The sequence below is a fragment of the uncultured Maribacter sp. genome (genome assembly GCF_963977385.1).
GTDB lineage: Bacteria > Bacteroidota > Bacteroidia > Flavobacteriales > Flavobacteriaceae > Maribacter.
The window spans coordinates 42,865-55,908 of sequence record NZ_CAXBOU010000011.1; the positions used below are offsets into that span (position 1 = coordinate 42,865).

Sequence of the window (13,044 nt, forward strand, 5' to 3'; positions counted from 1 at the left end):
AAGAACAACTTATCCTCTTGTTGAATATATTTGAGTTGCATCAAATGTGTACCATCGAACCCCAAAATAAGCTTCGAACTAAGCATGCATGTCCATTGTGGCTCTAAACGATAAAGATAACCAACAACAATACGAACTGGAATGTTTTAATATCGACATAAGTTAATACCCAAATGAGCAAAATCTCTGCATATACCTAACCTTCGCATACTAACCTGACTGGTAGATAATGTTTGATTATTACTTCCAGGTAGAGAGCTAATGTTCTAACGCAACCAATTTTAATTGTTGAAACTGGTTGTACCCAAATAAATGGCGGGGTTCAGAAATCTCAATTATATATAACAGCTTAAATATAAACACAGATATCAGATTATTTAAGACTTTAATTATAGAGCAAATGACAAACCAAATTTTCAAGATAGAATATCAAGTAAACACCTTACTTGAATTTCGGTTATTTTGGATAATTAGCACCGATAAAGCGCAATAGTACATGGAAGGTGAGAAGTATAATGACGTAATGATTTCCTAAGATTAAAGTGAAAATGTTAACTAGGTAAATAGCACTTTCTGAAATTATGTCGATGCTTATGATAGTCGTAAACTGAGTATAAACAAAAGAAGTTTATTAAAGCGGGTAAAATCTTATTTTTTACAAACTTCCATAGAATACATGTTTTAAGCGACCATAATTTTCTATTCTTTTTAAAATTGATACCTCCAATTCTGAATTTTTGTTTGAACTTGATATTTGAACTTTTTTTGGTTCGATATTTGCTAACTTTAGAGGAAATAATAGAATCTTGTTAACGAGAGTATCTTTACGGTCCCGTATTTTTTTATCCATGATATTTTTGGTGCTGATTGCATCGGTATTGATTGCAGGGGTTACGGTATATCAGTACGGTGAGCAAGCGAAAGACTACCATGAAGATAGAATGGAACGCAAAGAGGAGCAAATACGCCAAAGTATCGACCTCGCCATTCAAAAAACTACATATCCGGTTACGACCGAAAATTTAGATCTTATTTTTAAAAACGAGATTTATGAGATTGCCGTTGTTCAAAATATGAATTTTAATATTTATAGTTTAGACGGGCAACTTATAAAAAGTTCAAGACCCAAGTTCGCCAACGATTCTATTTCTATGTGTTTAGATGCTGAGGTATTAAACAAATTAGAGATAAGCCCCGATAAAAGATATGTACGCGAAAATGCTTTAGCAGGTGATAAATACCAAGCATCGTTCACCTATATAGCTGACCAAAAATTTAAACCAATAGGCATTCTCAACTTGCCTTATTTTGAAGATAATTCTTTTAATGATTATGAGTTGAAAGAGTTTTTATTGCGATTGTCTGGGGTGTATTTACTTATGCTTCTGATGGCTATTTTATTCGCATTTTTCATTTCTAAATATATCACTCGTTCTTTAGAAACTATTTCTAATATGATGGAACGAACGGAGCTTAGCAAACAGAACGAAAAGATATTTATTGAAAGTCCGGGAGAGGAAATAGAAAAGCTAATTTCCGCTTATAACGGCATGATCGATGAGCTAGGCCATAGTGCTGTAAAATTGGCTAAAAGCGAACGAGAACAGGCTTGGCGCGAAATGGCAAAACAAGTTGCCCATGAGATTAAAAATCCATTAACACCTATGCGTTTGAGTGTGCAGAGCTTTGAGCGTAAGTTTGATCCAAACGACCCTAATATTCACGAGAAGGTAAAAGAGTACTCTAACACCTTAATACAACAAATAGATACGATGAGTAGTATCGCATCAGCGTTTTCTAATTTTGCGGAAATGCCAGCCCAACAGAACGAGACCCTAAATGTGGTAAAAATCGTTAAGTTGGCCATTGATATTTTCAATGAGGATTATATTCACTTCATAGCGGACGAAGAGGAAATTATTGCGAAATTAGATCGCACACAATTAATACGGGTTGTTACCAATTTGGTTAAAAATGCAATACAGGCTGTGCCAGATGTAAAATCGCCAAGAGTTCTAGTTTCAGTAGCTTCTGAAGGTGATATGGTCAAAATTTCAGTAGCGGATAATGGCTTTGGTATCGAAAAAGAAAATGAAGAAAAGATATTTGAACCTAAATTCACCACTAAATCTAGTGGTATGGGATTAGGTTTAGGTATGGTTAAAAATATTGTGGAAACCTATAAAGGGACTATTAAATTTACCTCACAATTGGGCAAGGGAACGGTGTTCTGTGTAAAGTTTCCAAAGGAAAATTGAATTAGAAAATTAATTGATTAAAAACAAAGAATATGTCTTTCAAAACAATACTTATTCAAAGAGAAACATCAACGGCGATAGTAACTATTAACCGTCCTAATAAGTTAAATGCATTGAACAAAGAAACCATCGGTGAACTTCAAGATGCTTTTAAGGAATTACAAAAGGATAAAAAGGTAAAAGCCATAATCTTAACCGGTAGTGGTGAAAAAGCATTTGTTGCTGGAGCAGATATTTCAGAATTTTCGGATTACTCTGTGAAGGAAGGAAAAAAATTGGCAGAAAAAGGGCAAAAGAAATTGTTCGATTTTATTGAAAGTTTATCTACCCCTGTAATTGCTGCAATAAATGGTTTTGCTCTTGGCGGTGGCTTAGAGTTGGCAATGGCATGTCATTTTAGAGTGGCAAGTGATAATGCCAAAATGGGACTTCCAGAAGTGTCACTTGGTTTAATACCAGGGTATGGGGGTACGCAACGTTTGCCTCAATTAGTCGGCAAGGGTAGGGCGATGGAAATGATTATGACCGCAGGTATGATTACTGCTGAACAAGCGCATTCATACGGGTTAGTGAATCATGTAACTACTCAAGAAGAATTATTACCATTGTGCCATAAAATTATATCAAAGATTACCAATAACTCATCTGTAGCTATATCTCATGCAATAAAAGCAGTAAATGCTGGTTTTAAGAATACTGTAAATGGTTATGAACAGGAAATTGAGGCTTTTGGTGCCTGTTTCGGAACTGATGATTTTACCGAAGGTACTACCGCTTTTTTAGAGAAAAGAAAAGCAGATTTTCCGGGTTCATGACATAAACCAAACTGGTTATGTTGAAACGTGGTATATTTTTAATTCTATTTTTTATTGGTGCATTAAGTGCTTTCGCGCAAGAAGAACCTGTTGCGTATACCATTGGTGAAAAATTCAACGATAAATACAGATATTCGAATATGCTGGCCATTGCAGATGATGGTAATGAAGGTACTGTAGTCGTTAGAGCATATTTTACGGGAATTATATTACGGCCTAAAGGATATTTCATTGAACATTACAATAAAGATTTAGAGCTTGTTTCTGAATATAATTATAAACTAAAGGACTCCAATTTTATAGATGCCTACGTGCGTAACGGGCAAGTGTATCTTTTGTTTTTAGAGTATAGCTATAGAAATAAGAGTTACCAATACGAAGTACACAGAAGTCCGTTTGCTCAATTTCAATTTACAAAAGAAACAATCCTGTCTATTGAGTCCGATCCTGTGGAACAGCCTTTGGATAGAAATTTTTATAACAGAAATTTCTCTTCAGGGTTTACTACCTCGGTATTATTTAATGATGAAAAATCGGCGTTCGCCATAACTACACATTACAAAAAAAGAAAGGTAGACCAGCACACCATTCATGTGTTTAATTCGAACTTGACAAAATTGATGGAGCACGATTTCTCTGATGAGGTTGAGGAAAAGAACTATGCCTTTGAAAATATCGTATTCTCGAAAGATTTACAGAACGTTTATTTAGTTGGCAAGGCGTACTTTAAAAAGAAACGTTTTAATGCAACAGAACGTAAATTTCAATATGAAATGGTTCGTATATCGAAAGACAGCCGTAACATTCAATCTTTCTATACTCCAAACAAGTTTCCGGAAGCCTTGAAGCCAATATTTAAAGGTAATGAATTGCTTTGTATTGGTTTTTATGCGGATAGAAAAGATAATCGTTACAACGGTATTTCGTACTTTAAATTGAATCCGATTACTTTAGAAATGGAAACCAATAAATTCAATCCTTTTTCAGAACAATTTATGTTAGATAAATTTGGAAGGGAAGATGATAAAGCCATAAAAGATTTAGTTTTTAAAGGGATGGATGTTACCATCGATGGAAACATTCTTTTTAATGCAGAAGAATATTTTACAAGTTCAAGTGTACAGTCTAATACAAGCGGTGGTCGTGTTATGGTCACTAGATATCATCATAATGATATTATTAGCGCAAAATTAAGTACCACTGGAGATTTGATATGGGCCCGTAATATCAATAAAACGGAAGTTACCCAAGGTGATGGAGCCTATGCTTCATATAGTGCTTACACAAAAGATGATATTACCTATTTTTTTATAAGTACATCTTCAGAGAATCCTCAGCAATTAGGTGATGATCGTATCATGTTCAAGCAAGGCTTGAGTAGAAATAGAAATGTGTTTCTTATTCGTTTAGATGAACAAGGGCACATGAAATATAGTAAGGTTATAGATGATACCGAAGCGCGTTTACCGCTCATGGTTTCTGAACCTTGCATAGATCGTGTGAATAATGAATTAATTTTCTACGCAAAAAGAGGGACTAAAAAACAATTAGTTCAGGTGACTGTTAAATAATCTGGTTTCGTGTTTTGAAATCATAAGAGATTCTTATACCAAGACCTATTGTTCTAGTATTGTAATTATCTTTTGAAAATTGCTGTGCATTAAAATTTAGTTGATTGAGAGACTTACCCGCATTCAGACCATTATAAATAAGATAAAAACCATAGGTGGCATTAGCTGACCACTTAGATTCTTCAATGCCTAAAGCAAAAGACCAATAATACATTTTCGTTTTAACTTCTTTTTCTAGTGCAAGATTGTCAGAATCTAAAAAATTACCTTTTGCATGTATTTTTCCAAAGTGATACTTTGGTATTAAAACAACACGAGTGCCTTCTTCTTCATAAAAAAGCTTTGGTGAAAACCCCCAAATGAATCCTTCAAAATGTTCGTTTAAATAGGCATCATATGTAGAAGGTCCAGTTTGTTCGGCGAAGTGTTTTTCTTGTGAATTTATACCATAATAGTAAGAGACATCAACTTCAGGAGCAATAAATTTAAAAGAAGTTAATTCTGAACCAAAAGTTATTTTATGAAAAATATTGCCGTTAAATTCCGGATCAATAAATACACTGTATTCCCCATATAGACTTGGAGAGGCTAATTGGCTAAAGCAATAATAGTTCAGGAAAAAAAGGACTAAAACAGGTAAAATTTTCATTTATCGAATTTAGATAATAATTTATTACAAGACTAATATTAGGATTATTTCCATAATTTTGGAATAAATCCTAAAAATGAATTCTAATTCTTTTCTGAAAGGTAGAGGTGCCCAACAGAATAACACTAACAAGTTCTCTACCTATAGTTACGAAACTCGTGATGATTTTTTGGAGTTTTGTAGATTGGAAGGCGAATCTGCAGACGGCAACAAGACTCAATACATTCCTATATTTCCTAAAACGATAGTTAATAAGGTTACAAGTCCAGATGTAGGCATGAGCTACTCCATGAACATGTACCAAGGTTGTGAGCATGGTTGTATTTATTGTTATGCCAGAAATGCCCATGAATTTTGGGGCTATAGTGCAGGTCTCGATTTTGAGCGTAAAATTTTGATAAAGCATGATGCGCCAAAACTCCTTGAAGCCAAGTTAAAGAATAAAAGTTGGAAGGCGTGTACCATTGTTTTATCAGGAAATACAGATTGTTACCAACCTGCAGAACAAGAATTTCAATTAACAAGAAAATGCTTGCAGGTATTTTTAAAATACAGACATCCGGTGGGTATTATTACCAAAAACGCTTTAATTTTAAGGGATTTGGATATTCTTAAAAAATTGAATGAACACGGGTTAATCGGAGTGAATATTTCAGTTACTTCCCTATCAGAAAAAACAAGAAGAATATTAGAACCACGAACCACCACGATTAAAAAACGATTAGAGGCTATACGTGTTTTATCTGAAGCTGGTATTCCTGTAAATGCGATGTTAGCTCCCATCATACCCGGCATCAATAGTCATGAAATTTTAAATTTAGCAAAGGCAGTGTCTGAGAATGGAGCAGTATCAATGGCTTTTACCATGGTACGTTTAAATGGGGCAATAGGAGAAATTTTTACCGATTGGATTAAAAAGACCTTGCCAGATAAGGCTGATAAAGTTTTACATCAAATTCAAGAATGCCATGGCGGTAATCTAAATGATAGTCGATTTGGTATTCGCAGTAAAGGAGAGGGTGTAATTGCCACCCAGATTCATGATATGGTATCTTTAGCTAAACATCTGTATTTTAAAGACAAAAAATTCCCTAAACTTAATACTCAATTACACGAACCATTTAAAGATGGCCAAATGAGATTGTTTTAAACTATTCGCTTTTACGAGGGTGAATAGACTGGCCTACCAACTTCCATTCACCTTTAATTTTTTCTAGTATACGAATTTCGTATGTATAATTGGTACTGCCTTCTTTTGATGTAGATTCTTCATCATGGCTTACCCAAGCATTGTTTTCACTAATATTCATCTTGTAATTTGAATTTTTTGAAGTGCCGCCATTACCCATCATGTTTTCAGGAGGATTAATCATCATGGCTGGTGGTACGTCAATGCTATTTCCATCCGAAGTAGATACAAATATTCTACTATATGGTTTTATCGCCCAGCAGTTTGCATGGCCTTTTACATCACCAGAACGCCAAGTAGCAGATTCTTTTTCGAGAAGCGATATGATTAATTCTTCGTCGGTTTGACTATAACCTACGGAAATACTAAATACTAGAAAGAGAAGTGTGAATTTCATACTGAAAGTAGTTTAAGATTATTTATAAAAGTCTTTTGAATTGACCATGAGTGTTGTCAACTCAACATTGTGACCATCAGGATCTTTCGTGTACATAGAATGATAGTAATAATGATCTTTTATGGTGAAATTGAGACCTAAACTTAGATATCGATTTTTTGCAATTTCGAAATTCTCATTGGTTACATTAAATGCAAAGTGATCAATACCTATGTTTTTAGAGTTTTTATCTAATTTTTCATCAGCTAATTCAGCAGGGAAAAGGGCTACACCCGAGGTATTTGACATCATGAAAATAGGGTATTTTCCCCATTTAGGGAGTTGGTACTTCTTAAGGCCTAATACTCTTTCATACCAATCTGCAGATACTTCTATAGATTTTACCCGTATCGCCACATGGTCTAAAAACTCTATTTCAAAATTATCCGATTGTTTTTTCATCTATCATAAAAATAAGTACAACTACGAAATTAAAAGTGTTTCATAACTGTTAATGTTTATATGCAGTTTCAACTAAAAATAAGTAAATCTAAAGGTAAAACCATTACTGTATCTTAATATAACCCAGTGTACTAAGGCTAAGCTGGAATGTTATTTCCTGTACTTTACCGGGGTAGAAGAAGCTACGTATAAATTAGTTTTAAAAACTTTTGTTAAAATTAAATCCAAAGAAGATATATGAACGTATCTGTAGGGAATGTAATAAATATTAGAACCATTTATGAAAACCAAGAACACTACCAAAAACGAAATGAATAATTTAAAAAAGGATACTACCAAGAATGAGAAGAAATCTTTTTTCTCTAGAATCAAACACCTTATAGAAAACGCCAACGCATGGGGTATTTTTGTAATGGGGAGCACATTTGTGCTAATGTTCGGTTCAGCCTATTTGGCATATATTTTACAAAATGATTTTACCCAGCTACATCTAGAGAGACGTAGTACTTTAATTGGCTTGATTTTTATGATTGTGGCCGCCGCTTTTTTCGTGTTTAAATTGAGCTTTTTCATTTACACTTTTGTAAGATTTTTAAAATACAAAGCAATACCATCAGTGTCGAACGAAGAATTACCAACAGTTACCGTAATTGTACCGGCTTATAATGAAGGTAAGCAAGTATGGGCTACTTTGAAGAGTTTAGCTGAAAGTGATTATCCAGAACATAAAGTACAATTATTGGCTATTGATGATGGTAGTAAAGACGACACCTGGAAATGGATGTTAGAGGCTAAGGAAGAATTAGGTGATCGAGTTTCTATTTGTCAGCAACCAAAGAACATGGGTAAACGTCATGCGCTATACAGAGGATTTAATGAAGGTACAGGTGAAATTTTTGTTACCGTTGATAGTGATTCAATAGTTGATAAAGATACGTTGAGAAATTTGGTAAGTCCGTTTATCGTAGATGAGAATTGTGGTGCCGTTGCAGGGAATATTCGTGTTCTAAATAATAAGGATGCCCTTTTACCTAAGATGTTAGATGTAAGTTTTGCTCTTAGTTTTGAATTTGTACGTTCTTCGGAAAGTACTTTGAATTCAGTTTTGTGCACACCTGGGGCATTAGCAGCATATAGAGCTACAGCGGTATTTGCTTGTCTTGATCAGTGGATTAATCAAACCTTTATGGGTCAACCTTCAGATATAGGCGAAGATAGAGCGATGACCAATATGATCTTGAAACAAGGATTTCATGTTTTGTTCCAAAGAAATGCATATGCTTATACAAATGTGCCAGAGAAGTATCAAGGATTATATAAGATGTTTATTAGATGGGGTAGAAGTAATGTTCGGGAGAATATACAAATGTCTAAATACGTTTTCACAAACTTTAGAAAAGGACCAAAAGCAGGAACAAGATTATTATTCTTTAGTCAATTTTCTAGAATTGTACTATGTTACCCATTCGTATTATTCATGCTAGTATTTGTTCTTACTCATCCGTTGTTATTTTTAAGTTCAACATTTGTAAGTATACTAGTCTTATCAACTTTTCCTGTATTGTTTTACGCTAAACGTTATACGCTTATAGAATCTTTCTGGGCATATTCATACAGTGTACTATATACCTTCGGTTTATTCTGGATTACGCCTTATGCAATTGCTACAGCAAGTAGAAGAGGTTGGTTAACGAGAGACTTATCTCAGAAGGAATAAGTGTTGAAAAAAAGTTTAAAAAGGGTATCAATATTTTATTATTGATACCCTTTTTTATGAATTTAAATAGAATTACTTGAGCGTGAAAAGTAAAGTTTTACTTACTTTTTTTAAATGTTAAGGGGTTCCACTCTTGATAAAACTGCTCTAAATAGTCAATCATATATTGATGTCTTTCTTCTGCCAGACGCTTACCGGTTTCGGTATTCATTTTATCTTTTAATAACAGTAACTTTTCATAGAAATGATTTATCGTAGGTGCTGTAGATTTTTTATACTCCTCTTTTGTCATTTCCAGATTTGGAGGGGTGTTTGGATCATAAAGCATTCGGTTTTTGAATCCGCCATAATTAAAAGCACGTGCAATTCCTATGGCGCCAATAGCATCTAGTCGGTCTGCATCTTGTACCACTTGCAATTCTTTAGAGGTAAATGGTTTCTTTTTAATTATACCATCAGACAATCCTGCTTTAAAAGAACTGAACTTTATAATTTTTACGACATGGTTTATAGTCGTTTTAGGCACACCTAAAGAGAGTAGAAAATTTTCAGCCATTTTAGGACCAAGTGCTTCATCACCATCATTAAATTTTGCGTCTGCAATGTCATGAAGAAGTGCACCAAGACTAACCACTAAGATATTGACATCCTCTTCTTTAGAAATAAGGATGGTGTTATTGAAGACCCTTTGTATATGAAACCAGTCATGGCCCCCTTCTGCATTTTGCAAGGTTTCTTTAACAAAGGTGATAGTTTCTTCTACAATCTCAGAATTGGTCATTTAAAGCTATTTATACCCTTAGTTACTTCAGACTCTATTTGAGCGATTAGTTGGTCTAAATCTCCCTTGTTCTCTATGGGTTTCTGTACATCGAAACTGACTTTGGCACCTAAACCCATGGGAAATTGCCCGAATCGCACCAATTTCCAAGAATTATTTATACTTATAGGAACTATTAGTGCCGATGGGGCTTTTTTAAGGAGCATTTTTAGACCCATAGGTTTAAAGGGTTTTGGATGGCCATCCCTACTTCTTGTTCCTTCAGGAAAAATAACAGCACTTCTTTTATGTTTTTCTATATAACTACCTAGTTTACCAATTTCCATCAAGGCAGATTTACCATCATTTCTATCAATTAATACAGAACCACCATGCACAAGATTAAAGGAGACACTTGGTATACCTTTTCCCAATTCTTTTTTACTTACAAATTTAGGGTGGTGTTTTCGCATATACCAAATTAAAGGAGATATGTCGTACATGCTTTGATGATTGGTTACGATAATCAAAGGTCTATTCGTAGGTAAATCATAATTGTTGGTAAACCTGTAGGTGGTTCCTAAAATGTTAGTACACCGCATTAAGCAAAAGTTGAGCTTGCTAACCACTGGCTTTAGTCCAGAATATCCAAATAAATTGAAACCCAGCCATTGAAGAGGGTGAAATATGAGTAGGCAGAGGCCAAATGCCAAGAAAAATATAGGTGTTATAATATAGGAAATCAACTTCTGCATGGTACAAAAATAAAAAACCGCTCTGTTTAGAGCGGTTTTTTTAAGACTATTATTTTATACTAAATAAACTTTAGCAAAACTCGTCGTAAGCTTGTGCCAAGTTTTGAGCTATCATTTCAGCTGGTCTACCTTCAATATGGTGACGCTCTATCATATGAACTAACTCACCATCTTTGAATAATGCCATGGACGGAGATGATGGAGGAAAAGGAACCATAAGGTTTCTTGCCGCATCTACAGCCTCTTTATCTACGCCGGCAAATACAGTAACTGCATAATCTGGCTTCTTCTCATTTTGCAAGCTCATTTTGGCCGCAGGTCTTGCGTTTGCTGCTGCACAACCACAAACAGAATTTACTACTACCAAAGTAGTTCCTTCTTTTTTGATGGCATTTGCTACTGCATCTGCTGTATATAATTCTTCAAATCCGGCAGAAGCCAGATCATCTCTCATTGGTTTTACTAATTCTGCAGGGTACATATTCTTATATTTAAATTAATCTTTTACAAAGATAACCAATTAGTCGTAGAGGTACTTCACACCTTAACTTTTCATTGACCTTACTTTCTATTTGTAATATTTTATCTTTGGCGAAATTGAGAATACGAAATGATAAAATGGTTGGGAGCCTTAGTAGGTTTTTTTTTGAGAGGATTGTCTGGAGCAGTGTTAGGATTTTTCGCAGGGAGTATCATAGATGGATTTTTTGGCAATAATAAAGGTAATGCACGTTCAGTGTTTCAAGATTATACAAGACCTAATGTATCACCTGCAGATTTTGAACTGAATTTACTTTCACTATGCTCTATAGTTATAAAAGCAGACGGACAAGTAAGTCAGTCTGAAATGGATTATGTGCGCCAGTATTTTGTAAGTACATATGGTAAAGACAAGGCGAATGCTATTTTTAGAAGTTTCAATGAAATCAATAAAAAAGGGGAAATATCAGCGCAACGCGTTGGTACTTTTTTAGCACAACGAACTCGATATGAAGTGAGATTACAATTACTGCACTTTTTATTTGGTATCGCTCAAGCAGATGGTAGTATTAGTAATCCAGAAATTCAAAAAATCAGAGAAATTGCTGGCTACTTAAGAGTGTCGTTAAATGAGTTTGATAGCATTAAAGCAATGTTCGTTAAATCAGCCAATAACTCTTATAAAATATTGGATGTTGAAAAATCAGCTACAGATATGGAAGTTAAAAAGGCCTATAGGGAAATGGCTAAGAAATATCATCCAGATCGTGTGAATACTAAAGATGAAGCTATAAAAAGAGGGGCGGAAGAGAAATTTAAACAGGTTCAGGCAGCATATGAGACTATTCAAAAAGAACGTGGTATAAATTAATTAGAAATATTTAACAATTCATATAATGCAAGAATTTTGGTTTTATATACAATTGGGTTTACAGCATGTGTTGGATATAAATGCATATGATCATATTTTATTTTTATCTGCATTAGTATTACCATTTACATTTAAAAGTTGGAAGAATGTGTTGCTTTTGGCAACGGTATTCACATTCACGCATTGTTTGGCCTTAGTTTTATCAGTTTATGAAACAGTGGTTATTGAAGCAAGTTGGATAGAGTTTTTGATTCCGGTTACCATTTTATGTACAGCCATTTATAATTTAATAGACAAGGAAGTACAAAAAGGAACTAAAACTATTTGGTTTCATGCATTGGCAACAGGATTTTTCGGGTTAATACACGGCTTCGGGTTCTCTAATTATTTTAAAATGATGATAATGGGTTCAGATGATAAGATAGGGCCGCTATTTGGTTTTGCCGTTGGTATAGAAATTTCACAAGTAGTCATTGTTTTGTTGGTTCTAATGTTTGCCTACTTGGTTCAGACAATGTTTAAAGTAAAACAAAGTTTATTTGTTATCGTAGGTAGCATATTAATTATGTTAATAACACTGCCATTATTATATCAAACTTTTCCATTTTAAGGTTGTTAAATTATAGCCTAAGATATTGCCCTTGCATAACAAAGCGGGTACCTTAGTGAAATAAGCTTGTGAAAAGCTACTAGAATGAAGAAAGAGAAGCAATTAAAATACGATAGGGCTTATTTAAGAATGGCAAAGGAGTGGGGAAAGCTATCTTCTTGTAAGAGAAAACAGGTTGGCGCTATTATTGTAAAAAATAGGATGATTATTTCTGATGGGTATAATGGTACACCCTCCGGTTTTGAGAATTTTTGTGAAGATGATGAGGGTTATACCAAATGGTATGTTTTACATGCTGAAGCCAATGCTATTCTTAAAGTAGCGAGCTCTACACAATCTTGTCAAGGTGCTACGCTTTACATAACATTATCTCCATGTAGAGAATGTAGTAAGTTAATTCATCAGTCTGGCATTAAACGTGTAGTGTACCAGGTGGGATATAAGGATGACTCAGGATTAAAATTTTTGGAGAAAGCTGGAGTTGAATTAGAACATATGCCAGAAATAAATGTTACTATCTAACGTTTGAAC

At 34.3% G+C, this 13,044-nt stretch carries 14 protein-coding genes; 8 read left to right on the forward strand and 6 right to left on the reverse strand.

Features of this window, described 5'->3' with window-relative positions; translation table 11 throughout:
* The first annotated feature begins 848 nt into the window (after positions 1 to 848).
* From AAC084_RS12405 to AAC084_RS12415, 3 genes are read left to right on the forward strand one after another with little or no spacing between them, the layout of a single operon-like run.
* Positions 849 to 2,258, forward strand: a complete 1,410-nt coding sequence (locus AAC084_RS12405) for an ATP-binding protein (protein WP_339840524.1) — start codon at positions 849 to 851, stop codon at positions 2,256 to 2,258.
* Between the two features lie 32 nt (positions 2,259 to 2,290).
* Positions 2,291 to 3,073 (forward strand): enoyl-CoA hydratase-related protein, encoded by a 783-nt coding sequence (locus AAC084_RS12410; RefSeq protein WP_339840525.1) that lies wholly within the window; start codon positions 2,291 to 2,293, stop codon positions 3,071 to 3,073.
* A gap of 17 nt (positions 3,074 to 3,090) precedes the next feature.
* The gene (locus tag AAC084_RS12415; RefSeq protein WP_339840526.1) at positions 3,091 to 4,644 is read left to right on the forward strand and encodes a hypothetical protein; all 1,554 of its coding nucleotides are present in this window, start codon (positions 3,091 to 3,093) and stop codon (positions 4,642 to 4,644) included.
* Here the strand turns inward: AAC084_RS12415 and AAC084_RS12420 are convergent.
* Positions 4,637 to 5,293, reverse strand: coding sequence for a hypothetical protein (locus AAC084_RS12420; RefSeq protein ID WP_339840528.1), 657 nt, complete (start codon positions 5,291 to 5,293; stop codon positions 4,637 to 4,639). The genes AAC084_RS12415 and AAC084_RS12420 overlap by 8 nt on opposite strands.
* 76 nt (positions 5,294 to 5,369) lie before the next feature.
* On the opposite strand from AAC084_RS12420, the gene AAC084_RS12425 reads away from it, so the two are divergent.
* On the forward strand, positions 5,370 to 6,443 hold the full coding sequence (locus AAC084_RS12425; RefSeq protein WP_339840529.1) for a PA0069 family radical SAM protein: 1,074 nt from the start codon (positions 5,370 to 5,372) through the stop codon (positions 6,441 to 6,443).
* A gap of 1 nt (position 6,444) precedes the next feature.
* Here the strand turns inward: AAC084_RS12425 and AAC084_RS12430 are convergent, their stop codons facing one another.
* Both AAC084_RS12430 and AAC084_RS12435 read right to left on the reverse strand, forming a co-directional pair.
* Positions 6,445 to 6,879, reverse strand: coding sequence for an endo-arabinase (locus AAC084_RS12430; RefSeq protein ID WP_339840530.1), 435 nt, complete (start codon positions 6,877 to 6,879; stop codon positions 6,445 to 6,447).
* 18 nt (positions 6,880 to 6,897) lie between these two features.
* Positions 6,898 to 7,320 carry a VOC family protein gene (locus AAC084_RS12435; protein ID WP_339840531.1) on the reverse strand — a complete coding sequence of 141 codons (423 nt, stop codon included), beginning with the start codon at positions 7,318 to 7,320 and terminating at the stop codon, positions 6,898 to 6,900.
* 280 nt (positions 7,321 to 7,600) lie between these two features.
* On the opposite strand from AAC084_RS12435, the gene AAC084_RS12440 reads away from it, so the two are divergent.
* Positions 7,601 to 9,037, forward strand: a complete 1,437-nt coding sequence (locus AAC084_RS12440) for a glycosyltransferase family 2 protein (protein ID WP_339840532.1) — start codon at positions 7,601 to 7,603, stop codon at positions 9,035 to 9,037.
* A 97-nt stretch (positions 9,038 to 9,134) separates the two neighbouring features.
* On the opposite strand, the gene AAC084_RS12445 is transcribed toward AAC084_RS12440, so the two are convergent.
* From AAC084_RS12445 to AAC084_RS12455, 3 genes are all read right to left on the reverse strand, one after another.
* Entirely contained in the window at positions 9,135 to 9,818 is a 684-nt protein-coding gene (locus tag AAC084_RS12445) for an HD domain-containing protein (protein WP_339840533.1), read from the reverse strand.
* The gene (locus tag AAC084_RS12450; protein WP_339840534.1) at positions 9,815 to 10,552 is read right to left on the reverse strand and encodes a lysophospholipid acyltransferase family protein; all 738 of its coding nucleotides are present in this window, start codon (positions 10,550 to 10,552) and stop codon (positions 9,815 to 9,817) included. The genes AAC084_RS12445 and AAC084_RS12450 overlap by 4 nt, the downstream gene beginning before the upstream one ends.
* A gap of 70 nt (positions 10,553 to 10,622) precedes the next feature.
* On the reverse strand, positions 10,623 to 11,033 hold the full coding sequence (locus AAC084_RS12455) for a BrxA/BrxB family bacilliredoxin (RefSeq protein ID WP_339840535.1): 411 nt from the start codon (positions 11,031 to 11,033) through the stop codon (positions 10,623 to 10,625).
* Positions 11,034 to 11,162: 129 nt separating this feature from the next.
* Between AAC084_RS12455 and AAC084_RS12460 the strand changes: the two genes are divergently transcribed.
* From AAC084_RS12460 to AAC084_RS12470, 3 genes are all read left to right on the forward strand, one after another.
* A complete protein-coding gene (locus AAC084_RS12460; protein WP_339840536.1) occupies positions 11,163 to 11,903 on the forward strand; it encodes a TerB family tellurite resistance protein in 741 nt (246 codons plus the stop codon).
* A 25-nt stretch (positions 11,904 to 11,928) separates the two neighbouring features.
* Entirely contained in the window at positions 11,929 to 12,513 is a 585-nt protein-coding gene (locus AAC084_RS12465) for a HupE/UreJ family protein (RefSeq protein ID WP_339840537.1), read from the forward strand.
* Positions 12,514 to 12,597: 84 nt separating this feature from the next.
* Positions 12,598 to 13,035, forward strand: coding sequence for a dCMP deaminase family protein (locus AAC084_RS12470; protein ID WP_339840538.1), 438 nt, complete (start codon positions 12,598 to 12,600; stop codon positions 13,033 to 13,035).
* The last annotated feature ends 9 nt before the right edge of the window (positions 13,036 to 13,044 follow it).